The organism is Luteimonas granuli, from assembly GCF_007795095.1.
GTDB classification, from domain to species: domain Bacteria; phylum Pseudomonadota; class Gammaproteobacteria; order Xanthomonadales; family Xanthomonadaceae; genus Luteimonas; species Luteimonas granuli.
This window is the reverse complement of the sequence record NZ_CP042218.1, coordinates 207607-232659: the sequence shown is the minus strand read 5'-3', so window position 1 is coordinate 232659 and position 25053 is coordinate 207607. Positions and strand designations below refer to the sequence as shown.

The 25053-nt window shown below is 64.3% G+C and carries 20 protein-coding genes and 2 pseudogenes; 9 read left to right on the top strand and 13 right to left on the bottom strand.

Annotation, left to right across the window (positions count from 1 at the left end; translation table 11 throughout):
* Window positions 1-79: 79 nt before the first annotated feature.
* The 3 genes from FPZ22_RS01060 to FPZ22_RS01050 all read right to left on the bottom strand — a co-directional run bounded on the left by FPZ22_RS01060 (window position 80) and on the right by FPZ22_RS01050 (window position 6463).
* Window positions 80-4633, bottom strand: a complete 4554-nt coding sequence (locus tag FPZ22_RS01060) for a CusA/CzcA family heavy metal efflux RND transporter (protein ID WP_144889476.1) — start codon at window positions 4631-4633, stop codon at window positions 80-82.
* A complete protein-coding gene (locus FPZ22_RS01055; protein ID WP_144889474.1) occupies window positions 4630-5940 on the bottom strand; it encodes a TolC family protein in 1311 nt (436 codons plus the stop codon). Before FPZ22_RS01055 ends, FPZ22_RS01060 begins: the two co-directional genes overlap by 4 nt.
* A gap of 127 nt (window positions 5941-6067) precedes the next feature.
* A complete protein-coding gene (locus FPZ22_RS01050; protein ID WP_144889471.1) occupies window positions 6068-6463 on the bottom strand; it encodes a hypothetical protein in 396 nt (131 codons plus the stop codon).
* A 150-nt stretch (window positions 6464-6613) separates the two neighbouring features.
* On the opposite strand from FPZ22_RS01050, the gene FPZ22_RS01045 reads away from it, so the two are divergent.
* The 3 genes from FPZ22_RS01045 (at window position 6614) to FPZ22_RS01035 (ending at window position 8150) form a co-directional block, all read left to right on the top strand.
* Window positions 6614-7018 (top strand): DUF4124 domain-containing protein, encoded by a 405-nt coding sequence (locus FPZ22_RS01045; RefSeq protein ID WP_144889469.1) that lies wholly within the window; start codon window positions 6614-6616, stop codon window positions 7016-7018.
* Between the two features lie 77 nt (window positions 7019-7095).
* Window positions 7096-7365, top strand: a complete 270-nt coding sequence (locus FPZ22_RS01040) for a hypothetical protein (RefSeq protein ID WP_144889467.1) — start codon at window positions 7096-7098, stop codon at window positions 7363-7365.
* Between the two features lie 137 nt (window positions 7366-7502).
* Window positions 7503-8150: a L,D-transpeptidase gene (locus tag FPZ22_RS01035; RefSeq protein ID WP_144893811.1), complete on the top strand. Its 648-nt coding sequence runs from the start codon at window positions 7503-7505 to the stop codon at window positions 8148-8150.
* Window positions 8151-8257: 107 nt separating this feature from the next.
* Here FPZ22_RS01035 and FPZ22_RS14320 read toward each other — a convergent pair.
* Together FPZ22_RS14320 and FPZ22_RS01025 are read right to left on the bottom strand one after the other, a co-directional pair.
* Window positions 8258-8452, bottom strand: a pseudogene (locus tag FPZ22_RS14320) (hypothetical protein); the annotation flags it as partial.
* Window positions 8453-8707: 255 nt separating this feature from the next.
* Entirely contained in the window at window positions 8708-9745 is a 1038-nt protein-coding gene (locus FPZ22_RS01025; RefSeq protein WP_144889465.1) for an alpha/beta hydrolase family protein, read from the bottom strand.
* A 325-nt stretch (window positions 9746-10070) separates the two neighbouring features.
* Between FPZ22_RS01025 and FPZ22_RS01020 the strand changes: the two genes are divergently transcribed.
* Window positions 10071-10514: a hypothetical protein gene (locus FPZ22_RS01020; protein WP_144889463.1), complete on the top strand. Its 444-nt coding sequence runs from the start codon at window positions 10071-10073 to the stop codon at window positions 10512-10514.
* 697 nt (window positions 10515-11211) lie between these two features.
* Here FPZ22_RS01020 and FPZ22_RS01015 read toward each other — a convergent pair.
* Complete coding sequence (locus tag FPZ22_RS01015) at window positions 11212-12165, bottom strand: DNA-binding protein (protein ID WP_168198888.1); 954 nt, start codon at window positions 12163-12165, stop codon at window positions 11212-11214.
* 103 nt (window positions 12166-12268) lie between these two features.
* Here FPZ22_RS01015 and FPZ22_RS01010 point away from each other — a divergent pair, with 103 nt between their 5' ends.
* Both FPZ22_RS01010 and FPZ22_RS01005 read left to right on the top strand, forming a co-directional pair.
* Window positions 12269-13348, top strand: a complete 1080-nt coding sequence (locus FPZ22_RS01010) for a site-specific integrase (protein WP_144889459.1) — start codon at window positions 12269-12271, stop codon at window positions 13346-13348.
* 92 nt (window positions 13349-13440) lie between these two features.
* Window positions 13441-14880 (top strand): hypothetical protein, encoded by a 1440-nt coding sequence (locus FPZ22_RS01005; RefSeq protein WP_144889456.1) that lies wholly within the window; start codon window positions 13441-13443, stop codon window positions 14878-14880.
* Between the two features lie 1702 nt (window positions 14881-16582).
* Here the strand turns inward: FPZ22_RS01005 and FPZ22_RS14315 are convergent.
* The 7 genes and pseudogenes from FPZ22_RS14315 to FPZ22_RS00970 all read right to left on the bottom strand — a co-directional run.
* Window positions 16583-16681 (bottom strand): annotated as a pseudogene (locus tag FPZ22_RS14315) (SEC-C metal-binding domain-containing protein); the annotation flags it as partial.
* Window positions 16682-16952: 271 nt separating this feature from the next.
* Window positions 16953-18146: an AlbA family DNA-binding domain-containing protein gene (locus FPZ22_RS00995; RefSeq protein ID WP_168198887.1), complete on the bottom strand. Its 1194-nt coding sequence runs from the start codon at window positions 18144-18146 to the stop codon at window positions 16953-16955.
* 66 nt (window positions 18147-18212) lie between these two features.
* Window positions 18213-18806: a thermonuclease family protein gene (locus tag FPZ22_RS00990; RefSeq protein ID WP_144889452.1), complete on the bottom strand. Its 594-nt coding sequence runs from the start codon at window positions 18804-18806 to the stop codon at window positions 18213-18215.
* A 4-nt stretch (window positions 18807-18810) separates the two neighbouring features.
* Window positions 18811-19197, bottom strand: a complete 387-nt coding sequence (locus tag FPZ22_RS00985) for a hypothetical protein (RefSeq protein ID WP_144889450.1) — start codon at window positions 19195-19197, stop codon at window positions 18811-18813.
* Between the two features lie 5 nt (window positions 19198-19202).
* Window positions 19203-19952 (bottom strand): hypothetical protein, encoded by a 750-nt coding sequence (locus tag FPZ22_RS00980; RefSeq protein WP_144889448.1) that lies wholly within the window; start codon window positions 19950-19952, stop codon window positions 19203-19205.
* A 61-nt stretch (window positions 19953-20013) separates the two neighbouring features.
* The gene (locus FPZ22_RS00975) at window positions 20014-20286 is read right to left on the bottom strand and encodes a hypothetical protein (protein ID WP_144889446.1); all 273 of its coding nucleotides are present in this window, start codon (window positions 20284-20286) and stop codon (window positions 20014-20016) included.
* 230 nt (window positions 20287-20516) lie between these two features.
* Complete coding sequence (locus FPZ22_RS00970) at window positions 20517-20855, bottom strand: hypothetical protein (protein ID WP_144889444.1); 339 nt, start codon at window positions 20853-20855, stop codon at window positions 20517-20519.
* A gap of 672 nt (window positions 20856-21527) precedes the next feature.
* Between FPZ22_RS00970 and FPZ22_RS00965 the strand changes: the two genes are divergently transcribed.
* The 3 genes from FPZ22_RS00965 to FPZ22_RS00955 all read left to right on the top strand — a co-directional run bounded on the left by FPZ22_RS00965 (window position 21528) and on the right by FPZ22_RS00955 (window position 25047).
* Window positions 21528-21950 carry a CopL family metal-binding regulatory protein gene (locus FPZ22_RS00965; protein ID WP_144889442.1) on the top strand — a complete coding sequence of 141 codons (423 nt, stop codon included), beginning with the start codon at window positions 21528-21530 and terminating at the stop codon, window positions 21948-21950.
* Window positions 21951-22054: 104 nt separating this feature from the next.
* Window positions 22055-23908: a copper resistance system multicopper oxidase gene (locus tag FPZ22_RS00960; protein WP_024867860.1), complete on the top strand. Its 1854-nt coding sequence runs from the start codon at window positions 22055-22057 to the stop codon at window positions 23906-23908.
* A 29-nt stretch (window positions 23909-23937) separates the two neighbouring features.
* Window positions 23938-25047, top strand: coding sequence for a copper resistance protein B (locus FPZ22_RS00955; RefSeq protein WP_246120963.1), 1110 nt, complete (start codon window positions 23938-23940; stop codon window positions 25045-25047).
* Window positions 25048-25053: the final 6 nt, after the last annotated feature.

Below are 25053 nucleotides of genomic sequence, written 5' to 3'. Positions count from 1 at the left end.
CCGGGCCCATGCCCATGCGCGTGATGCGTTGCATGGTCCTCGGATGAACGGGCGTGTCCGGATCCGTGCCGGTCGGTGTTCATGGATCTCTCCGCTCGAGGACAGGTGGCCGGATGGTGGCAGGATGGCCGGCGGCGTGCCCGGGGACAGGCGCGCGATCCCGCAACTGCCGGCGCTTGATCAGAGCGTAGAGCGCCGGGATGACCGCAAGCGTCAGCACGGTCGACGAGACCATGCCGCCGACCATGGGCGCGGCGATCCGGCGCATCACTTCCGAGCCGGTGCCGGTGCTCCACATGATCGGCAGCAGGCCGGCCATGATGGCGACCACGGTCATCATCTTCGGCCGCACGCGCTCCACTGCGCCTTCGATGATCGCCTCGTGCAGGTCGCGGTCGGTCAGCGCGCCGCCCTCCGCACGTCGCCGCGCCGCGCGCGCCTCCAGCGCGTGGTCGAGGTAGATCAGCATCACCACGCCGGTCTCCGCGGCCACGCCGGCCAGGGCGATGAACCCGACCGCCACCGCGACGCTGAGGTTGTAGTCGAGCATCCACATCAGCCAGACGCCGCCCACCAGCGCGAAGGGCACCGAGAGCATGACGATCAGCGATTCGGCCACGCGCCGGAAGTTGAGGTACAGCAGCAGGAAGATGATCGCGAGGGTCCCCGGGACCACGACCCGCATCCTGGCCGCGGCCCGCTCCATGTACTCGAACTGGCCGCTCCACGTGGCGTGGTAGCCGGGCGGGAAGGAAACTTCCCGGGCCACCGCCTCACGGGCCTGCTCCACGAAGCGGCCGATGTCGCTCTCGCGCGTGTCCACGTAGATGTAGGCCGCGAGCATCGCGTTCTCGGTCCGGATGCCGGGTGCGCCCATGCGGACCTGCACGGCGGCCAGTTCGCCCAGAGGAACCTGGGCGCCGTCGGGGGTGGAGACCAGCACCTGGGTGGCGATCCGGTCGGGATCGTCGCGCAGTTCGCGCGGGTAGCGCACGATGACGCCGAAGCGCTCGCGCCCGTCGAGCAGGGTCGTCACCCGCTCCCCGCCCAGGGCCGCGGACACCACGTCCTGGACCTCGCCGACGGTGATGCCGTACCGGGCCAGCCGCTCCAGGTCCGGGTCCACGTCGAGGTAGTAGCCGCCCGTGAGGCGCTCGGCGAAGGCGCTGGTGGTGCCCGGCACCGCCCGCACGGCGGCCTCGATCTCCAGCGCGACCTTTTCCAGCCCGGCCAGGTCACTGCCGAAGACCTTGATGCCCACCGGAGTGCGGATGCCCGTGGCGAGCATGTCCGTGCGTGCCTTGATCGGCATGGTCCAGGAATTGGCGACGCCGGGGAACTTCAGCGCCGTATCCATCTCCGCGATCAGCCTGTCGGTCGTCATGCCACTGCGCCACTGGTCCTCCGGCTTGAGGTTGATCACCGTCTCGAACATCTCGAGCGGCGCCGGGTCGGTCGCGGTCAGCGCGCGTCCCGCCTTGCCGAACACCGACTCCACCTCGGGGAAGCTCCTGATGATGCGGTCCTGCTGCTGCATGAGTTCGGAGGCCTTCGTCACCGACATGCCGGGCAGGGACGTGGGCATGTACAGCAGGGTGCCTTCATTGAGCGTCGGCATGAACTCGCTGCCCAGCCTCGCCGCGGGCCATGCCGTGGCCAGCAGCACGCCCACGGCGATCGCCAGCGTCGGCCACTTGTGGCGCAGCACCAGGTCGATGATCGGGCGGTAGGCCGCGACCAGGATCCGGTTCACCGGGTTCCGGTGTTCGGGCACGATCCTGCCGCGCACGAACAGCAGCATGAGCACCGGGACCAGGGTGATCGAGAGCAGCGCCGCACCGGCCATGGCGAAGGTCTTGGTGAAGGCCAGCGGATGGAACATGCGGCCTTCCTGGGCCTCCAGCGCGAACACCGGCAGGAACGAGACGGTGATGATCATCAGGCTGAAGAACAGCGCCGGGCCCACCTCGCGGCAGGCGTCGATGATCAGCTGGACGCGGCTGCGCGATCCGTCGTCGCGCTCGATGTGCTTGTGCGCGTTCTCGATCATCACGATCGCCGCGTCGACCATCGCGCCGATCGCGATCGCGATGCCGCCCAGGCTCATGATGTTGGAATTCATCCCCAGGGCACGCATCGCGATGACGGCGATCAGCACGCCGACAGGCAGCATCACGATCGCCACCAGCGCGCTGCGGGCGTGGAACAGGAAGACCAGGCACACCAGCGCCACGATGAGACTTTCCTCGAGCAGCGTGTCGCGCAGCGTCCTGACGGCGCGCTCGATCAGCTCCGAACGGTCGTACACCGCCTCGATGCTGACGCCGTCGGGCAGGCCGCTGCCGATCGCGGCGATCCTGGCCTTGAGTCCTTCGATCACCGCCAGCGCGTTCTCGCCGTAGCGGGCCACCGCGATTCCCGCGACCACGTCGCCCTCGCCATCCAGGTCCGCGATGCCGCGGCGCTCGTCGGGGACGAGCTCGACCCGGGCGACATCGCCGATCCGGACCGGGGTGCCGCCTTCGGCGCGCAGCGCCAGGTTCTCGAGATCCCCGGTGCCGCGCAGGTAGCCGCGGCCGCGCACCATGTACTCGGTCTCGGCCATCTCGATGACGCGGCCGCCCACGTCCCGGTTGCTCCCGGCGATGACCTCGGAGATGCGCGAAAGCGGGATCCCGAACTCGCGCAGCCGGGCCGGGTCGACCGTGACCGAGTACTGGCGGACGAAGCCGCCCACGCTGGCGACTTCGGCCACGCCGGGCACGGTGGTGAGCTGGAAGCGGACGTACCAGTCCTGGATCGCGCGCAGCTCGTCGAGCGTGTGCCGGGCGCTCCTGAGCACGTACTGGTACACCCAGCCCACGCCGGTCGCGTCCGGTCCAAGCGTGGGCGTCACGCCGTCGGGAAGATCCCTGGACGCGACATCGAGGCTTTCCAGGACCCGTGAGCGCGCCCAGTACAGGTCGGTTCCGTCCTCGAAGATCACGTACACGAAGGACGCGCCGAAGAACGAGAAACCGCGCACCACCGTGGACTTCGGCACCGTCAGCAGCGCGCTGGTGAGCGGGTAGGTGACCTGGTCCTCCACCACCTGGGGTGCCTGTCCGGGGACGTCGGTGTACACGATGACCTGCACGTCCGAGAGGTCCGGCTGGGCGTCCAGCGGGGTGTTCATCACCGCGTACACGCCGCCGGCCAGCACCGCGATCGTCACCACCAGCACGAGGAAGACGTTGCGGACCGACCATTCGATGATCCGGGCGAGCATGTCAGTGCTCCCCGTGCGGATCGGCAGCCGGCATTCCGTCCCGGGCATGCGGTTCGTCCGCCGGCATTCCGCTCCCGGCACGGGGGCATCCGCGGGCATCGCATGTCCATCGTGGGCATCGAGGCTTGCCGCCTCGAGCCCCTCCAGCGCCGCCTTCAGGTTGCTCTCGGCATCGATGAGGAAGTTGGCGGACACCACCACCTCCTCGCCCTCGGCCAGGCCGTCCAGGATCTCCACGCGATCCCCGGCGCGGCGCCCGACGGTCACTTCGCGCGGGGCGAAGCGGCCCGGCGCCGTCCGCACCAGCACGGTCCGGGTCGCGCCGCCATCCAGCACGGCCGAGCGCGCGACGCTCAGCACCGGTTGCCGCCACGGCTGCTCGAGCAGCACCGTTCCGTACAGGCCGGGGCGCAGGTCGCCGGCCGGATTGGGCAGGGCGATGCGCACGGCGACCGTCCGGGATGCGGCGTCGACCACCGGGTGCACGAAGGCCACCTCGCCCTCGAAGCTCCGGCCGGGCAGGGTGGCGGTCTCGAAGCGCGCGGGCTGGCCGACGGCGATGTCCGCTGCCTGCATCGCCGGCACCCTGGCCATGATCCAGACCGTCGACAGGTCCGCCAGCCGGAGGATGGTCTCGCCCGGCTGGAAGCGGGCGCCCTGGACGACCGGCTTTTCGATGACCACCGCATTCGCCGGCGAGGTCAGGACCATGGTGTCGCTGCTTCCCGACTGTGAACCTCCCACCTCCCAGTTCCGCAGCCGCGTGCGCGCGGCGTCGCGCAGGCGCTCCATCGACCTGGCGCTGGCCGGATCGGACTGCGCCAGCCGGCGTGCGGCGTCATCGGCCAGCCGGTACTCCTGCCGCGCCGCCGCAAGCTGCGGGCTGTAGACGGAGAGCAGGGCCTGTCCCGCACGCACCTGCATTCCCGTCTGGTTGACGTACAGATGCTCGACCCAGCCTTCGAAGCGCGGCGCGACGACGTACTGCCGGGTCTCATCGATCTCCACCGTGCCGCTGGCGCGCACGAGGCTGGCCAGCTGCGTCTTCCGCACCGCTTCGGTGCGCACGCCGAGCGTCTGGATCCGCCCGGGCGAGACCGTGACCGTGCCGGCATCGTCGGTCGGCTCCTCGCCGGCGTAGACGGGGATGTAGTCCATCCCCATCGGGTCCTTCTTCGGCACCGACGAGGTATCCGGCAGGCCCATCGGGTTGCGGTAGTACAGGATCTTCCGCTCGCTGGAAGGGGCGGCAGCCGTGGTCGGGGAGGCGGCTTCGTCATGGCCGGCGCGGCCGAGCATCCAGCCGGCGCCAAGGGCCGCGAGCACGCCGGCGAGCGCCAGCGACAGGGTCTGGTTGCGGGTCATCGGGCTTCTCCTTCGATGGCGCGTACGGCGGCGGCGCCAAGCAGTTCGTCGCGCAGGGCATCGACCCGGTCGAGGTCGGCGCCCTGCCACTGGTCGAGCGCTTCGAGCAGGGTGCCGAAGTCCACTTCGCCGACCTGGTAGCTGGCGAGCGCGGACTGGAAGGCGGCATCGGCCTGGGGCAGCAGCGTCCGCTCGGTGATCAGGCGCCGCTCGCGCGCCCCCTGCCACTGGACCCATGCCGCTGCGCCCTGGCGCGCGAGCGCCTGTCGGGCGACGTCCGTGCGCGCCAGGGCGGCCTCCTCGAGCAGCCGGGATTCACGTTCGCGCTCGCGCCGGGTGCGCTGCTGGAACGGGATCTCGACTTCCAGCATCAGCTCCAGGCTTTCCAGCCCGTCCTCGCGCCGCATGGCTCCAACGCCGAAGGTCACGTCGGGGTAGCGCCTGCGGCGCTGCAGCTCCACGTTCGTGCGCGCGGCCAGCGCACGGGCTTCTTCCGCCTGGACGGCAGGGTGGCTTCCGCTTTCCAGTGCGCGCAGGACGTCGGCCAGGCTGGCGGACCGCACCGCCAGGATCGGGTCTTCCGCAGAGGGCGCCAGCGCCGCATCCACCGGACGGCCCAGCACTCCGTTCAGCGCGGCGGCCGCTTCCTCCTTGTCCACCAGGCGCCGGATCCGCTCGCGCCGCATCACCGTCTGCTCGACCTGGGCACGGATCGAATCCTGCTGGGGCGCGATTCCCAGCGCGTAGCGCACGCCAGCGACCTCCTCCAGCCGGCGCAACAGATCCAGGCGGCGATCCAGCACGGCAACGGCCTGGTCGGCGTGCCAGTAGCGGACATAGGCGGCCTCCGCCTCGGCGATGATCTCGCGCAGCACGGCGTCACGATCCAGGGCAAGCGCTTCGGCGTCCTGCCGGGCAGCGGTGCGGGCCAGGCCGCGCTTGCCCCAGAGCGGCACGTGCTGGCGAAGCGTGTAGCCGATCTCGCGGTCGTCTCCCGGGACCTGCCACGGCCGATCCGGGTCCAGGTTGCGGAAACTCAGGGAGGCGACGGGATCGGGCAGAGCGCCCGCCGGATGGATCCGGGCGAAGGCGGCGTCGGATCCGGCCTGCAGGGCGCGCAGCTCGGGATTGTGCTCGCGCAGCCAGCCGTGGACGGAGGTCACGTCGTGGCCGGGAAGCGCCTGTTCCGCCGCCGCGGCGGCCGGAATGCCGGACAGCAGCAGCACCGCGACGGCAAGGCGACGCCAGGAAGTACGGATGGAGGAGGGCGGGGCGCAGGCCCGCCGTTGAAGCAGCTTCGATGCCATGTCGGATTCCAGGACAGGCCGGCGCGAGGCGCCGCGACCATGGAGAAGGGACAGGCCGCGCACGAAGGGTGCGGCCGCGCACGACACCCTGCAGCACCCCGGGGGTGCTGCAGGGTGACGGCTGGCATCAGATCAGCAGGATCGTCGAAGGATGGGGCGTCGGTCCCCGCCAGGAGGCGGGCGGTGCCCGCACGATCGCGCTGGCGCCCAGCGAGGATGCAGGCGGCACGGTCAGATGGATCCTGGGGGTGGCCGGCAGGCCGGGCAGGGGCGGCACGGGAGGCACCCGCCCGACATCGCTGCTCACATCGCCCTGGTCGCAGTGGCCCTGGCAGACGCTGTGCGCCGCCGATCGCACTTCGTGTCCGCAGGCCTGCGCCGCGGCCGCCGGCGTGGCGGCATCGAGCAGCGCCCCGACGTCCGGAATGCAGTCGGAATGGCTCGCGAACGCCAGCTGCGCCCACAGCAACGCCACCAGCGCGAAGAGCGATACGCGGAAGCGGAGGCGGCGCGAGCGGATCATGAGGTGGAGGATCCGGCCCCGGCCAGGCTGCGGCATTGACCTGGATCAAGCCGCAGGGCGGCGTAACACGACACGGCGCAGGGCCGGTGACGGAGTTTCCGCCGGGCGAGCCGTGGCTATCATGCCAGCGGGTCGGAGGAGGGGACGATCATGCGCGGATGCCTTGCCATTGTGCTCGCCGCTCTGGTGTGGCCGGCGAGTGCCCAGACGGTCCAGAAGTGCGTGGACGCCAAGGGCCACGTGACACTCACCAGTGGCCGCTGTCCCGCCGGCCAGCGCCAGGAGGCGAGCTACGAGGCCACGCCCGAGCGGCACGACCCGGGCAAGGCACGCAGACTGGCCGAGCTGGAGCAATGGAAGCGAGCGCAGGATGCGCGGCGGAACCAGGGAGCGCCGGTCCCTCACGCGCCGCGGACAGGCACGTCCTCGACCAGGCATTCGCGCTGTGAAGCAGCCAAGCAGTATCGGGACAGGGAACTCGCGACGCTGGGCCTGAAACGCACGCACGCCGACCTTCGCCGCCTTGGTGATCACGTCTATCGGCAATGCCAATAGATGGAACCCCATCATCACACTCCATCCACGTGTTCCGACGTCTATATTTGCGGTACCCCAGACGAAGGAGGATTGGCATGTTCCTGACCAAGCAACATGTGGTCATGGCGCGCACGCTCGGCGTGGCGATCGTCGCCACCGTGGGCCTTGCCGCCTGCGCCACCTACGATGAAGAGTTTGCAGGGATCAACTCGCGCCTGGACCAGCTCGACACGAAGGTGCAGAACGCGGCCCAGAGTGCCGAAGCCGCCAATCAGTCCGCGCAGCAGGCCAACCGACGGCTGGATCAGGTGGAAAGCCGCGTCCAGCAGCTCGAAACGGCGCCGCGCCGCGTGCCACGCGGCTAGTCGCTCCCGCGGTTCGCAAACAGTGGCGTGAACCGGTGGCCTTTGGCCACCGGTCTCCTTGTCTCCAGCCAGTCTTCGTCAAGGACGGTCCCATCCATACGTGCAGACGCCCGGCCATCCGGGCCGTTCAAGCTGCGCTGTTGCTGGTGTTCGCGACCTTCGGTGCGGCCAGCGCCGAGGATGCCGCCGCGCAGCCGGTTGTCCCCGTCGACCAGCTTCCTCGAGGCCAGGATGTGTCCGGCACCGTGATCGAGCTCGCGGGCTGGGTCGTCACCGCCAAGGACAGCCAAGGCTATCCGTTCGCGATCATCGACAAGGCCGCCGCACAGATCCTGGTGTTCGGCGGCGACGGCCGGCTTCGCGGCGCGGCGCCCGGGCTCTTCGGCTCGGCGATCGGCGATCACACGGCCCCCGGTATCGCCGGCCTCGCGCTTCGCGAGATTCCGGGCCGGGACCGCACGACGCCTGCCGGTCGCTTTGTGGGTGGCTATGGTCCGTCCATCGACGCCGGGCGCGTGCTGTGGGTGGACTACGACTCCGCGGTCTCCATCCACCCGACCGCGACCGGCGTCCCGGCCGAGAGACGCGCCGAACGCCTCGCATCGCCTTCGCCGGACGACAACCGCGTCACGCATGGCTGCATCAACGTCTCGCCCGAATTCTACGAGCGGATCATCCGTCCGACGTTCGAGCGGGGCGGGGTGTTCTACATCCTGCCGGATGCGGCGTCGATCGCGGAAACCTTCCCGGAGTTCGCGCAAGGTCGCGCGCAGCAACCGCGGTGACGTTGGTCAGGCCCGCCGGCACATCCTCTTTCGCCCAGGTCCGGGCAAAAGGAACAGTCTCCGCCCCATGCCACCACGGTGCCGGCCCCAGCATGGCACTCGGTGGGTCATGTCTTGGGTTTTCCGGTGGAAGCGGGGCAGTGCGGCAGCGGGATTCCCGCCGCCGGTGCGTTGATTTCGCAGCGGGTGCTGCGGCCGCCACCGGGCAGACGGCGGATGCAGCCCTTCTCCAGCAGGTCGGCGAGGTGGCGCGTGGCGGTGGCCTTGGAGACCTTGGCGACCGCCTGGTAATGGCGTGCGGCTCGCGTAATGAGCCGGATATACCTCCTATTCGGCTCACCTGCACCTCGGCCGGTCTGTGCCAGAGCTGCTCCCCGATGTCGTCCATGATCCCGCCGCCCACCACCTTTCACTGCACGCGCGCGGGGCACCCTCAGCAGATACATGCCTAGACGGGGTTGGCCGCGAAGCCGCACGCGCCGGCCCTCAACCGGCAGCCAACCGTCGTCAAGGCGGAACGCGGTCCCCAGATCCGGGAGTGTCGGTAGCGAAAGAGCTCATCGCGACGAGACCTCTTCCTGCGTCGTTGGCTGCAGGCTGGCATCGAAGAACGACACAAGCTCCGCGTTCATCGCTTTATGCGCCGCGGCGCGATCGAAACCATCGGGATCGCTGCACAGCGCCGGCGGCTTCAGAAGGCCGCACGGAGCCAAGAAAGACAGGTGGGTCGCCCCGGCCATTTGCTTGGGCACGGCCCGGTTTCCCAGGCCTTCCTGCACGAGCTTGGTGTTCGTCGCGAATGGGACGAGCTCATCCTTGTCGCCGCTCCACACCTGCACGGGAACGCTCACCCCAGACAGACCGTCGCCGGTGAACGTGAATCCCAGGCCGGGGGCCGCGACCGCGGCGGCGCGAACTCGGGGGTCAGGCACGAATTCCCCCACATCCTGGCCGCTGTCGAGAAGGGGCGACCCTACATGGGCGAGGACTTTGCAGATGAACTCGGGCGTGCGCCGGCAGTGTTCGGATATCGCCGCCATGTTGGGCTTGCCGCCGACCAAGGTCAGGACAGTGAATCCGCCTGCCGACAGGCCGTAGGCCCCGACCTTCAAAGGGTCGGTGGCCGGCGCTCCGCTCCATCCCTCGAGTACAAAGTCCAAGGTCGCGCGCATCTGCTCGGCCCGCTGGCTGAAGAGCGCCGGCGAGTTCTGTCGACTACGGTCCGCGTAGTTGTCGCCGGCGTGGGTGGGCGCTGCGACGACGTAGCCCGCGCTCGCCAGAGCCATTGCGAGGTCCACATGGCTCACGGCGCTGCCGTCGTTGCCGTGGGAAATCAGCACGACTGGCAGCCCTTTTCCACGCACCGACCCATCCTTGGCGACGTTTAACAGATTGCCGCTGACAAACGTTGTCGGGCGTGGTGTTGCCGACGTTGGGTACCAGATGGCAACAGCAATGGGACCGCTCCTGGTTTCGACGCGCGCCGTTTGAAACCCGACCGGCTTCTCCGAGCCTGTGGCGGTGCTGAAGGCATATGCAGCTAGACCCATGACCACCAGGCCGAACACCAGTGCGAGGCGCTTAACCCATTTCATGGCTCTTTCCCACTGTTATCACCGCGTCGCGCGGCAGCGGTGAATCAGATGCTTTTCGGCTCCGGTCTTCAATGCGGCATAGGGCACCCTGTCAATCGTCCTAAGGGCCCGGGCAAAGTCGGATTGCATTGCAGACTCTAGTGACATGCCTCCAACCAAGGTCCGTTTCTGGCCGAGGGCGGACGTTGACGGGGCAGGAGATTAGACTGGTTTATCGGAGGGTTGGATTCACTGAGTTTTGCCAACTAGAGGGCAGAGGTCTTGGGGCGGCTGGACCGATCACCGGGCTGAGGTACTGAAAAATCGGAACTGCGAGAGCGGAAACATGAAGATCCTGGCGGAAGGCAAGGGCGCGTTCCTGGAGTTCCTTAGGAACCTCACGCCACAGGTGCTGTTGTTCGTCTTCGCGTTGACAGCGTGGGTCAAACTGGATTTCACGACGATCGACCTGTCCAACTGGGCGACGACGCTGGCGTTCTATGTCTGCGCCATCACCCTGGCGCTGGCCGTTATCGCCAACATGACCCAGTTCATCGAGAACTATTCGAGTGTGGCACTGAAGCCAATCTCGGACAGGATAGCGAAGGTCAAGGCGATCACCGATGATCGCGGCAAGCGGCAAAAGTTTCTTCGCAAATGCATCGCTCGTTATAAGTGGAGCGTCGCGTTGCATGTCACCATGACGTTGCTGGTCGTGGAGGCCGCGGTCATCGCGGCGGCTTGGATCGGGGCACGCCAGGCAATCCAGCTGCTGAGAGTTGCGGGGTGACCGACGTGTCCAGAAGGACAATGTCACGGGGCTGACCACGGCTCGATAAGGGTCAGCAGGACCAAGCTGGACGCGGGCTGCGCGAGGACCGGCAACGCATGGCCTGTACTTCGCATAATGCACATTATGTAAGCTCAACCACTACCCGGATCGATGCACAACAGTCAGTGTTCTCGGTTCTTGGCCAGTCGCAAGTGTTCGCGCCGGCTGTTGATTAATCTCGATTTTCAGGTCACCTGCGACCCGATTTTTTCAGTGAATCTCGCCCATACGCCGCAGAAAACGTCGCGCCTCCTGCGCGGAAATTCTGTCCCGCTTCCGCAGACAACCTTGGGCCAAGTCCGGTGTGCGCGGACAACCCTGCACCAGTCTTGACGTCGGCGCGGAAAAACCGCCGGGCCGGCCCATCCGAGCCGGCGACGAGTCCGCCGCTTGACTGAGCCGGTGCCAACGGTCCGTTGCCGCAAGCACGGTAGAGCCGATCCTCTTACTGGCTCCAGGCGGACCAACCTGCAGACCTGTCCTTCCGCGGCCAAGGAGCGCACTTTGAGTGAGCTTAGCGAGTTTAGCGCCTGAGGATAAACTCGCTAAGCTCGCTACAAAGAGCTCCTGCGTGGCTCCGCTGGACCGAATTACAGCGAGTTTCCGCCAATCCTATAATTTACAGGACCCAGACAAATCAGGTCAGGATTGATGGCTACGCCTCTGATTTCGCGACCTTTTTCCGCGTTCGAGTAGCTGCCGGCCTGGTTTGTCGCAGAGATTTCACCGGCTTGGACTGTGCCTTGGACTTCAAGGCAGTCTCTACGCCTGCCATGAGTTCCCGGAACTGAGCGAGCTGCCCGTCGAGCGCCTCCGAACGGGCACGCTGGCTGGCAGCGTCGGCGCGCGCTTCAGCGACTTGGCGCCGCAGCACGTCCAATTCGCTCCGGTGTGAGTTCTCGGCGGCGCGCAGGTCCTGGACGAGGGATTCCACCCGCTGACTCTGCTCGCGCGCCTCCTGCCGGGCCCGGTCGACCTCGGCGTGCGCGCGGTTCTCCGTAGCGCGAAGATGCTGATCGATGCCGTCGCGTTCGCTGGCGACCTGCGCCCGAAGCGCCTCCAGCTGCTCGGCGAGCTGCCTGCGCTGCACGTCGGCTTCGCTCGCCCTGGCTTCGGCACTGTCCCGCTGCCCCGTGATTTCGCCGACCTGGGTTTGCAAGGTTGCCACCAGACGCTCGAGCTCCGCGGCTCGTGCCATGGCGACGTCCCTGGCCTGGGCGGCGGTCGCCGCTGCTTCGCCAAGCGCAGCGGCTTCCTCAACGAAGGCGCCTCGAGCTTCGGCGAGCGCTTCGCGTTCCTGGCGTACGGCCTCACGGTCCGTGGTCACCGATTTTTCAGCGGCGGCTGTCGCGTGCTCGATCGCCAGTGCCCACCATTGGCCGGCCAGGGCGGCCACGGCCTCCGGTGCCTCAGGGAGCGCCAAACGCGCCCCCTGTTCGTCCAGTCGAGCCCCGAGTCCACGCCACCACGTGTCCAGCCAGCGCACGACGGTGTTCGGGGACCCCGTACCCAGGTGCGCGCGGATCCGCTCAACGGTCGGCCGTTCGCCGGCGACGACCAAGGCATCGGCCGCTTGGTGCACGTCGTGTTCGCTGATGCCGCGGGCCATTTGGAGCCTCCTACGCAGGCGCCCTGCCCGCCGGTTGACGTACTGGTGATAAGTGATGATTATCGCTAGTACACACCCTATTTCATAACATACATTACATAGTATGAAGCGAAATATCACATTGCCCATCCTGCCGGCGACGGCCACGCACCTGGTGTTGCCCGAGCAGTTGGCCCAGCAGGCCGCCGACGCGGTGCGTGAACTGCTCGCCGAAGCGGCCGCGGCCAACACGACCCGCAGCTACGCGACCGCCCTGCGCTACTGGGCCGGCTGGCACCAGGCCCGCTATGGCGTCGAGCTGGTCTTGCCGGCGAGCGAGGCTGTGGTGATCCAGTTCCTGGTCGACCACATCCAGCGCAAGAACAAGACTGGCCTGGTCAGCGAGCTGCCGCCGTCGCTGGATCAGGCCCTGGTGGCGGCCGGCCTCAAGGCCAAGGTCGGACCGCTCAAGCTCTCGACCGTGGTGCAGCGTGTTGCCGTGCTGTCCACGGCACACAAGCTGAAGCGCCTGGCCAACCCCTGTGAGCTGCCTAGCGTCAGGTTGCTGCTCAGTCGGGCCCGCCGTGCAGCGGTCAAGCGTGGCGAGCGAGCAAACAAGAAGACCGCGATCACCCGCGCCGAGCTCGAGGCCATGCTGGCGACTTGCGATGACAGCCTGGAAGGCCTGCGTGATCGCGCCCTACTCTGCTTCGGGTTCGCCAGCGGCGGACGTCGGCGCAGCGAGATCGCCGCCGCGGACATGCGCGACCTGCGAAAGGTCGGCGACGACGGCTACATCTACCGTCTGGAGTACTCAAAGACACAGCAGGCAGGAGCAACAGCGGACTCCACACCGGACAAGCCAATTCTGGGGCGCAGTGCCGAGGCGTTGGCGGCGTGGCTCAAGGCCGCTGGAATTGAGGATGGGGCGATTTTTCGACGAATCTGGAAGAACCGGGTTGGCCCTGCCCTGCTCCCGGGCTCCGTGGCGACCATCGTGAAACGGCGGGCTAGGCTTGCCGGTCTGGAGGGGGACTTTGGGGCACACAGCCTACGATCGGGGTTTGTCACTGAAGCCGGCAAGCAAGGCGTGTCGCTGCCAGCGGTGATGGCCATGACCGAACATCGTTCGGTGGCGAGTGTGATCGGGTACTTTCAAGCAGGTTCCGCAGAGGAAAATCCGGCTGGCCGTCTTCTCAAGTAGGGCCATCGGGCACCTATAGCTATCGGCACACCTTCATGAGTCATGAAATCTGGCGCAATGCGAAAACCCCTCTTCTTAATCCATGAAGAACCATGAGCAAAGACGGAAAAGTTCACATCCAAGGACATTTCGCTCTCCAGCCGAATAGTCCCATTTCGCTGAAATCAGCCGTCTCCGTGCGCTACGAAAAGCATGATCCAACCTCCCTCGACGTTGAGATCCTGTTTCTGGGAGACGAAATCGAACGCACCGAAGCTTACACTGCAGCTAGAGCCATCGACGTCAACTTGATGAAGCTTCACCCAATAAACAAGGGTGAAGAATCCATAAACCTGCTTGGGATCACAGGATGGCAATCGAGCTTGACGACCATGAGCCTGGACGTAGGCGCCATCGAAGTAGGCATCGATCGAGAACCCGCGAACCGCCCTATCGAAGTTCGCTTCACAGTTGGGCTTCAACCGAGCGGGATCCTGTTAGGGTACGGCTCGGTCGAGCTTCACTACAACGGAGACATCACGACCAAGCGCGGTGAAGCAGGGGCGATCTTGGTGGAAACCAGTCTTGGCCCGATTGAGGCGATGGCGGCCTATGAATACTTAGACGGCCGTGCATTCGGAGATAAGGTTGTCCATCGCGTCCAGCGAGCTCGACTGTGCGGCATGGTCGAACTCCAAGCCGGCGAAACTCTGAGGTCGCTGCACGACCGCCTGCAGGAAGAAGTCTTCACCATTTGCGCCGCGCTCTCGCTCTGCTACAGGCAGCCCGTCGACGCGTACGAGATCGAGTATCTCTTGCAGGCATCGGAGAACGACCGATTTGAGCGCGCAGTCTATAGACGCAAATGGCACAAGAGTCGGGCGAGACACAATGAAAATGAGCTTATCCACTCCTCCAATCTTCGGGATGGCGGCCTCTCGAAACTAGCCCAAGCGTTGAAAATGCACCCTGAGTCAAAGTCGCTTGATCGGGGAATAGGATTTCTCTCGCACTCCTACGTTAGCTTCCTTGAAACTGGATATTTCATGGCGTTCTCCGCGATGGAAACTATTGTCAATGCCGTTTCCAAGGATTTGCAACGCGCGCCAATAAGCTCCTCCGCCTGGAAGAAGATTCAGAAATCCTTACGAACGATGTTTGCGGAATTCGCGGAGCAGGGACTCATTCCTGCCGAAACCGCTAGGCACATGAGAGACAAGCTGCCCGAGATTCGCCGCCTGTCGCTTGCATCAAGAATCGACATGGTCGTCAACTTGTACTCGATCAAAACATCCGATTTGTGGACCGCCGAAGGTTTTGTCGAGGGTATGAAGAGAGCGTCTGAGTTCCGAAATGGGCTGTTCCACGCCGCCCATACTTCCGATCTCGGCCTCATGAGCGTTGACCTGACTAGGATCAGGACATTCACAGAACGGCTACTTCTTTCCGCTCTCTCCTGGCCTGAAGAACGCAGATGGGTGTGGAGAGACGAAAGCCTTCACCGGATCATCCAGCCTCCGGACCCGAACATCGGAAGCGAGAGGACCTCGTGAGCCAGTTCCATACCCCGACGTCTTTTTGCTGGCCGAGAGCGGATATCGATGTCGAGTTGTTGTGAACCTGCCAAAGCCGAAGGCCGCACCCGAGGCTTCGTCATTCACCCCACGCGCGCGTCGCTTATTAGGCGGCCTACTGCTTAGAATCCCGGTTCGGCGGCGGCCTCATTCTTTGGATGTGCACTGGGACTTCTTGCGGCCCCGCCCGCTCCATCACAGAGTTCACGATGCCTTGCACATAAACGTCCAACAGCTCGGGCTGCGTGAGTGCGGCAAAGCGGTCGCCATGTTCCCCCATGAATTGAAGTAGATTTTCTTTGGGGGTGCGGGCGTAGACAGCTTTCAATCTGTCATAGAATTCGATTGGATCATTAATCGGACCCGGCCTCTGGCGGATCTGCCCAAAAAAGGTCTCTGGATAGCGCTTCCAAGCAGCGAATTCCTCAGGGGAGAGCTGGTTGGTGTAAATTGCTCGTCCGCCTTCGTCCCGATCAATAATCAAAGCGACCTTGGCGTTGTCGTCCATCACGCAGGCGTCTTCCAAGGTGCCCACCGTAGCATCGTCCATCTGATAGCGGTGTCCGATGAGCAGGCGGTTCGAAGGCAGCCCAGGAATTTCCCCTTCAAATGTGGAAGGCAAGTCGACATGTTCTTGGATTGACGCCAAGAGTGCCTCGACCTCAGAATTATGTGCGCGCTTCTCAATCTTTTGCGTCAGCGTCAGCAACCGCCCGGTCCGATAGTCATCGATCTTGAACCCCTCAATGATCGCTCCCGCATCGGGAACCTGACTGTCAAGGTGGTGATGGTCGGGGTAGTTAGTGATGAACACCACGGCGGGCGGGAGGGTCGCTGCCTTGGGTTGCCCCTCCAACTTTCGAAGCGTATTGATGCTGATCGCCCGCCAATCTCGTGGCCCGCCCGGGGCGTATGGGTAGGCCTTCGTGTTCAAGTCAACAAAGATCAAACGGTCATGTGGCGTCGTCTTCCTCAGCGCATCGCTCACTAGACCAGCGAACTTCCCAAGGTGCTGGTTGGCTTTCTTCGCAGCATCCTGGTTTCGGATCTTGCACTCGACGCCAAAGGCTTTGCCGGTGCGCGGATAAGTGGCGGTATATTCCACATGCTTGGATCGGCGATCGGTCTCATCTTCCCATTCGAGCTCGAACCCGGCCCGCAACAGCATGGCCGCAACGCGGATCTCATAACGCACCCCAATGAACTGATCTTGGTTCTTTAAGCGTCCAATCAGTGACCTCCGCAGCTCAGGGCTGCGCGTTTGATCATTGTTGTGTTCCAAGGTGTAGAGGTCGTACGCCAGCGTCAGAAACGCGCTGATCGCGCCGGTCATCGGCGTCTGGCGTGTCTCGCCAGGAGCTAGGTCTGCAGCTTTGGACGCCACCAGGAGCCTTTTATGCCACTTGATGACAGGATGGCGTTCGCTCTGTTCCAGCTGAGTCTGGGCTTCGAACCAATCGCGCCCCAGAACATCGAAGATGTAGCTATAAAGGAAGTCATGAAAGGTTGGCCATGCGCCCTGAAATAGACGATGGCCCACAGCGATGATCCGCTTACCGGCTGTCTGGGCGGCGATGATGGGACGACCGAGGCCTTGCTGTCGCTGCTGCTGTATCCAATGGATCTCGGCCCTGCGCTGAGCTTCCTTTGCACCTAGCGAGATCATCTCCCCATAGTCGGCATTGGTGCCACCGTGGCAGTGCTTGAATTTCTTGCCGCTTCCACACGGGCAGGGTTCGTTCCTGCCTGGCTTAGTTCCGCCCATGCGTGGTTCCTCTCTCCGTTTTCCTTGAGCGTGACCTACGCCGCCCGTCCATGTCCTTCTTCCAATGGTCGTACAGAGGTAGCAGCAATGGGCATCTTTTTCGATTGCTCGACGATAGGTCTCATCAAAGTCAGGAAATCCTCTTCGAAGTCACCCACGCTGTCCGCATTCGCATTCGTGGCTGAGATGCGCGTACCCCACCCTACCCTGTTTCGACCAGTGCACCGCATCCAGAGATTCTTGCAGATCAGGTGACGAGTGGAACGCAATGCCAACTGACCCTTTGTCAGTCGTGCTCATCCTCTTCCCTCACTTCCTGCTCAGGAGAGCCGCTAACGATCTCCTCAAGCCTGACGAAGTCCAAGGGAGCATGCTCACCATGGGCCTCAAACCGATGCTCAAAAGCCAAGGGGTTCGTTTCCTGAGCCAACAGCCGCACTCTGATCGCGTATGACCCAGCGCCAGAGGGGAGGACAGCTAGATCGTCGTCAGCCACTGCCGTCTCGCCAGGAAGCAGCGTTCCCAACTGGATAACGCAAACTGGATAATCCCCCCTCCTATCAACTACGACGGTTGGCTTGTCCATGGCCGGGGAGCGCATGACATTGTGGAGAATGCTGTCAGTCTTTCGGGGGACGTCTGGCATATCACCGTATGGGAGCAGTTCGGCGTCTGACTCGTCTGTCCCAACGACACGAACTTCGACTTTGGCAGATGTGAGCGCGAATGCTGAGCCGTTGCTCACCTTGATCCTGATCCGGATCAGGCGCTTGAACTGGACAACGAAATCAGCCGCCTCTCGCCAGAAATCCCTATTGTCGCGGGACATCCCAGGGGAAAGAAAGCTGCCGATGGGCCATCGTTCATTAGGGACGTAGGTTTCATAGTCCGGGTACTCATCGGCCTTTTCATAAAAGGTGAGGTCGAACTCGTTGCCAAGAGGCTTGTTGTCTTCATGTCGAAACTCGACGGCGGCATTAGCTGGCGGGCGCGCGGCGTCCGCCGCGCCCATCATGGCGATCTCCCGCGCTAGGGCTGTGCTAGTAGAGCTGCCGCGCCTGATGTAAACCACATCCTTATCGAGGCCACCATAGGGCTTTTTGAGGGTGAAGGGACGGGGCTGCTTGGGGATGGTAACGACAGCGATGTGCTTTTCTTGGAACATCCGCTCCTCATAGCGAAAGTTGAGTTTGGTGTCCAACTTCTCATTGACAAACTGCTGGATCCGCGAGTCGTCGATCGCGCCGTCCAAGGGAAGCCCGACGACTTCCGGAGGATTTGGGGCATCTTCCTTAAAGCCGTAAAGGATGTAGGCCGGCCCCTCGCGATGCGAGTTCGCCATCGCGAGGATGTCCTTCAATAACTCGGCCTTCTCGGCATCGGTCGCACCTTTGAACTTCGGCCGCTCAGCTTTGTAGTCGAGATCCGCTCCTTCACCCTTGAAGCGCAACTGCTCCAACGACTGATCGTTCAACGCCATCATTTGCCTCCAAGACTACTAAGGGCCTGCGCCGACGTCCCCCCAAACCGCTAGGGCAACTTTCCACTATCTACGCCGCCACTCCCACGGAGGGGTGAACTCCCCTTCCCAGACCCCGACACGCTGCGCTTGGGCGACCTGCTCAGCCTGGACGTAGTCCTCAGAGTATTGCCGGTAGGCGAGGGCCCACCCGTTTAACACTAACCAGGCTTGGACATCTTCCGAGTCCACGAAACACCTGGCCAAGGTGCGCTTGTAGCGATCCTGGCCCGTCGGGGCGCACGATACAGTGCGTTGCCCTAGCCAGCCGCTCAACGCAAGTGCCGCCTTCTGGCCACATGCCCAATCCTGACCGGCAATGGTGCATTTCTGGGAGCTCTCCGGTGCATCCACACCTTCCAGACGGATACGCTGCCCTCGGATCTCCAAGGTGTCGGCGTCGATGACCGAGCTTCGACCAACAATCAGGTTGCTTTGGCTACTCGACAACTCCGCGGCTGCCGCTTCTCCGCGAGCCTGCGAGGCGGGCCGGCCGGGTGTGTCCTTCCACCAAACGGAGAATTTCTTGATGCCGACCAGTCCGCCGGCGATCAGCACGGCAACAAGGATGACCTGAACCAGGCGCTTGAAGGTCGAGTGGACGACAACTTTGCTAGTCATGGCGCTAGCGCGAGAACATGACGAAGAACACCACCGCGATGACAACGGCGATCACGATGTAAAGCGTGTTGTTGGCCTTGGAGACCTTAACAGTGGTCTTGCCACTGGCAGTCTCGAACTCGCTGTGGATCGTGAAATCACTTTTGATCTTCTCGTGCTCCTTGACGAGGTCGACATGCCGGTGCATCTCAGCACCGGATGCCTCGAACTTGCGCTTGGCATCCAGGTTGGCCACCTCCTGTTGGAGGGCCAGTTCGGTGGCCTTGGCCTGAAACTTCCGCTGATCCTCAGGAGAAAGGTCCTGGAATGCCCGATGCAGGAGTCCTTGCGACTCCGAGCCTGTTGTCAGACCAGCCTCTGACTGCTTGGACCTCGTCAAATCGTTGCTCATTCTAGTCATCCAATCCAGTTCTTGAACTTCTGCCAGAGGGTCTTCTCCGGAATGGAGATGACCACGTCAATCGTGCCCTGCGGGAGGGTAATCTGATGGGAGATCGATGTGTTGAGGTGGCCTAATTGCGCCACCATCGTCTCGATCCTTATCAGTTCTGCTTCCAGATACACAAGGCGCGTGATTGCCTCATCTTTCTCGGCTGCCAGGAGAAGCTGCTCAGCCGATGCAACATCGCCATTTGCGAGCCACGAAACACGGCTTTTGACCGCGTCAGAGATCCTGGCCGTGCTGCCGTGGCCTACAACCTCCGCGATGGCGGGCGCAAGATCCTCGCGCCACCTTTCAGGCTTGGAATAGACGCGTCGATGGACCTTTCGGAAATTCGATGCTCGCAGTTTCTTGACCAGCTCGAATCGGATCTCATCAGGCAGTAGCGGCGGCACGAGGTTCAACAGCCTCTCTGCCACTTCCCCGCTCATCCGCACGGTGCCCTTCCTCCATTTCGGGAACGTTTTCCGCGCGTAGGTTGCAGCGGACTTCCCGAACTCCTCCTCGTAAACTTCAAGGAGCTCATCGAGATCCTCGCGGCCCAAGGCAAGGAAGAGCCGTTCTACGTCGCGGTCGATGCCCCCAAAAGTCGACGACAACTCGCGCCGTCGTGAGACGGCATAGCTGCCGTAGCTGTTCCAGCTCCGACTGCGCCGTCGCCGCGCCATACCCCCTCCCCAGCCGCCCCGCGGCTTCAACAGCATATCGCAGGCGCCGATCACACGCCTCCGGCAAGTCCGTTCATATTCAGCGGCTTAGGCACCCTCAGAACGGCACCGGAGCCATCGAGAAGTGGTCGGGCGCGCCAGCGGACAGGAGCTTGGCCAGCTCCGGAAAGGCCAAGGCCACGATGCGGTCGTGCTGGGGGTCGTATTCGAAGAAGAGCTCCCCTGACCCGATAGATCGTTCCCAGGCCAGGATTTTGCCTGCCCAGGTTCCGTTGCTGCCATGCTCTTCCAGGTAAGCCGTATGGCCATGGTGGTCCAAAGTCTTCACGAGCAGACCGAAGAGCTGCGCGGGCTGGGCAAACACATCCATGGCCACCCCCACAGGTCCCCGAACCGCCAACCCACTGACTTGCCATGCCTGGCCGAGTAGAGAGCCCGCATGAGGGTCTGGAAGCTCCGGTTGTGGAACGCTGGCAGGTTGGCGCCTTTGCTGGCCGCGTAGCGCTGCGACGCTGCCCATTCCCGGTTCGTCTGGGCAGGATCGACCTCGACCCGCCCTCGAACCCTTCCAGGTCCAGCCAGATCTTTTCCAAGCGGTGATCAAGGGGCGGACCTACCAGCTGGCGGTGCAGGTTCGCCTCGATCCTGTCGATGCCCGACTTGGTCCAGGGTCAGCTCGTCGAAGTCCACTAACCGTCGACAGGCCGTCCAGACGAGGCCCTGGTCGCCACGGCTTGGCTGGCGCCAGAGGCACTCCACTATCAGCTTCCCCGCCTCGCGAGACGCTGCCAGCGTTCGGTCGTTGACCACGAAGGCGTTGCGGTTGTTGTTCGCGAAAACCAGCCGATTGATCAGAAGGTTTCCTTCGCCCTTGAACCCACCAAACACCCTAACCAGCAACCCGCCTTGCTCGCGGTAGAACTCCTCGCGCTCCACCATGACGCTATCGAAAGTCGTGGACAGCTGTACTTCGAACGCGAGTCGATGGCGTCGCGTTAGCGGGATCGGACATCGGGATAGCGGCCCTAACCTGCCCATCACTGCATGCGATCGGGTTTCCGCTTCGGGCCGAAAGTGCACTTACCTAGCCCCGATAAACATCCCTAATCTGCAGCAAGGTCTGCCCCGGCCATTTCCAGCGTTGAGGTAAAGGCCTCCGAATTGTTCGAACCAGCTGTTGGACCAGCAAGGACCAGGACGGGCCCCCGCTGATGGCGGCATCAGCGGCACAGCCGTACTCTTGAACGCATGAAGTCCAGGCCATCCCGCACCGCCGGTCGCATCCGGGCCCTGACCTGGCCGCTGGCCGGCGTGCTGCTCCTGGTTGGTTGCGCCTCCACACAGCCGGCAAGCCGGCATGCCGGAGGAACCGGTGCGTGCCCTGCTTGACCTTAAAATGGTGGACACCCCTTAATCAGGCCAGCAGCAAAGAGGCGCGCCTTGCGCCACGGGGCTGGAGCAGTGCCGCACGGGGAATTGGCGATCCAACTGCCGATGCTCGAGAACGCCCCGGCGACGTGGAAGTTCTGATTGGCCCGGGTGCGATCGGCGACGCGGCTGCGTTTCCGGTGCATTCATCCAGCGTTTAGATCCGAACGTATAATTCGGCGCATGTCTTTGCGTGCGCTCCTGATGCGGGTGTTCCTGATCGTTGCCCTGTTGGCCAACGGTCCGGGCATTGCTGGGGCGGCCATGCATATGGATCATCTGAGAGACTCCGCGGGCTACGTGACCTCCGTGGCCGCGGCGCAGACACGAAGCGAGGCCATGGCTGCCTGCCACGGCACAGCGACCCCGCCGGTGGCCGACGATCACAGTCACCCGCGGCCCGCTGAGCTGGTCGACGCGAAATCGCCGTTGGGCGATTGCTGCCAGGCGGGCGATTGCTGTGCGTGCATGCACCATTGTTTTACGGCACTCGTCGGTTCAACACTCGGCAACGTCTCCGTCCTGTATCGGCAAACCGCCGAGCCCTTCCTGTCGGTGCACGCGTCCGCTGCCCTGACCAATCTGTTCCGACCTCCGATCGGCTAAGTGTCGCTGCACGCCTCTTGAGGCGTTGATGGACCCTGTCCGCTGTTCCGCACCGACAGGGCAAGGCTCGCCCCGCGAGCCCCTGACCTTTCCCCGGAGTTTCCATGTCTTCCGATTCTTTCGGCCGTGCCGAGGGGCTGTCTGCCCCATCGCGCCGCCTCTTCGTGCAAGGCCTTGCCGCCGGCGGCGCCGTTGCAGCCTTGGGCCTGTGGCCACGTTCCAGCTGGGCCGTCCAGGCTGAGGGCGTGCCCAACGTGCTCTCGGGCACCGACTTCGACCTGACCATCGGCGAGACGCCGATGAACTTCACCGGCGCCACGCGCCCCGCGATCACAGTCAACGGATCGATTCCGGCGCCCCTGCTGCGCTGGCGCGAGGGCACCACCGTCAACCTGCGGGTCCGCAATGCCTTGCCCCCCGGCTCCATCCATGGCGACCAGGCGTCGATCCATTGGCACGGCATCCTGCTGCCGGCCGACATGGACGGCGTGCCCGGGCTGAGCTTCAACGGCATCGACCGCGGCGAGACCTACCAGTACCGCTTCAACGTCGTGCAGGGCGGCACCTACTGGTACCACAGCCATTCCGGCTTCCAGGAACAGGCCGGCCTTTACGGGCCGCTGGTGATCGAGCCACTGGAGCCCGAGCCCTTCGCCTATGACCGCGATTACGTGGTCATGCTCAGCGACTGGACCGACCTCGATCCGAAGCGCCTGTTCGCCCGGCTCAAGAAGCGGTCGGACTTCGACAACTTCTCCAAGCAGACGGTCGGCGACTTCTTCGACGACGTGAAGCAGCACGGCCTGGCCGCCACGGTCGAAGACCGCAAGATGTGGGGCCAGATGCGGATGACCCCGACCGACCTGTCGGACGTCAACGGCAACACCTATACCTTCCTCATGAACGGCACGACTTCGCTCGGCAACTGGACCGGCCTGTTCCGGTCGGGCGAGAAGGTCCGCCTCCGCTTCATCAACGGGTCCGCGATGACGTACTTCGACGTGCGCATTCCGGGCCTGAAGATGACCGTGGTCGCAGCCGATGGCCAGTACGTGCATCCGGTCACGGTCGATGAGTTCCGCATCGCCACGGCCGAGACGTTCGACGTCATCGTCGAACCGACCGGGCAGGATGCGTTCACTATCTTCGCGCAGGACACCGGCCGCACCGGCTACATCAGCGGCACGCTCGCCGTCAGGGAGGGGTTGCGGGCGCCCGTGCCCAACGTCGACCCCAAGCCACTCCTCACCATGGACGACATGGGCCACGGCGGAATGGGTGGCGGCGGTCACGACATGTCTTCGATGTCTCAGGGGGCAATGGCCGGCGGTGCGATGGCCGGAATGGACCACAGCGGCCACGACATGTCGTCGATGGCCGGAGGCGCGATGGCCGGCGAAAGCATGGCCGGCATGGATCACGGCGCCGACGGAATGCAGGAACACCCTGCCACCGAAACCGGCAACCCCCTGGTCGACATGCAGACGATGGCACCCACGCCCAAGCTGGATGATCCGGGCATCGGCCTGCGCGACAACGGCCGCCGCGTGCTGAGCTACGCCGACCTGCGAAGCACGTTCCGCGACCCCGACGGGCGCGAGCCCGGACGCACAGTCGAGTTGCACCTGACCGGCCACATGGAGCGCTTCGCGTGGTCGTTCAACGGAGTGAAGTTTGCTGACGCGGAGCCGCTGCGGCTGAACTACGGCGAGCGCCTGCGGATCGTGCTGGTCAACGACACGATGATGTCGCATCCGATCCACCTCCACGGCATGTGGAGCGACCTGGAGGACGAATCCGGCAACTTCATGGTGCGCAAGCACACCATCGACATGCCGCCGGGCACCAGACGCAGCTACCGGGTGCGCGCCGATGCGCTCGGCCGCTGGGCCTACCACTGCCACCTGCTCTATCACATGGAAGCCGGCATGTTCCGCGAAGTGCGGGTGGAGGAATGAACGCCATGATCCTTTCCAGTCGCCACCCCTTGACCATCGGCTTGGTCACCGCACTGTCTCTTGCCACGGGTCTCGCGCCGGCGTGGGGACAGGAGACCGATCACGCCTCGCACCACCCGGAAGCGAAGCCAGCTGCGACTCAGTCATCGGCCAAGCCTGTCGACCCACACGCGGGCCATGAGCCGACTCCGCCAGACAGGAGTTCTAATGATCACGGGACCATGGACCACGGAAGCATGGACCACGGCACCATGGAACACGGAAGCATGGAACATGGGACTGCGGATCCTGACGGCAACGATCACTCCACGATGGATCACTCGGGCATGAACCACTCCGGGATGGATGATTCGCCCATGGACCACGGGTCCATGGGCCATCAGCCTGGTGCCAGCCAGGATCTCCCGGCGACGGTGGAGCCGCACGAGCCCATTCCTGTCATCACCCCGGCCGATCGAGCCGCGGCCTTCCAGGACCTCGACGAGCACGTGATGCACGGCACGTCGATCCACTCCTACTGGGCGCTTGATCGGCTCGAGGCGTGGGACGCGGATGAGGACGGCACCGGCATAGCCTGGGAAGCGAAAGGCTGGGTCGGCTCCGATTTGAACCGGCTCTGGCTCCGCAGCGAAGGCGAGCGTGCGGGCGGATCCACCGAGTCGGCGGATGTGGAAGTCCTGTACGGCCGTGCGATCGCACCATGGTGGGACGCAGTGGCCGGTGTCCGCCACGATTTCGGTTTTGGCGGTGGCCCGTCGCGCACCTATGCCGCGCTTGGCGTCATTGGTCTTGCCCCGTACAAGTTCGAAGTCGAAGCCACGGCCTACCTGGGCGAGTCCGGCCAGGTCGGACTCGGGGCGGAAGCCGAATACGAAATGCTGTTCACCAACCGGCTGATCGGCCAGTGGCTGGTCGAGGGCGAAGCCTGGAGCAAGGACGATCCGGCGGTTGGAATCGGCAGCGGGCTGAGCAAGGTCGAAGCCGGTTTCCGCCTGCGCTACGAGTTCCATCGGCAGTTCGCTCCCTACGTCGGGGTGGTGTGGGAGCGTGCCTACGGGGGCACGGCGGACCAACGTCGCGCGCAGTCCGGTGACATCGACGACACCCGGATCGTCGCCGGCGTTCGAATCTGGTTCTGATGGGAG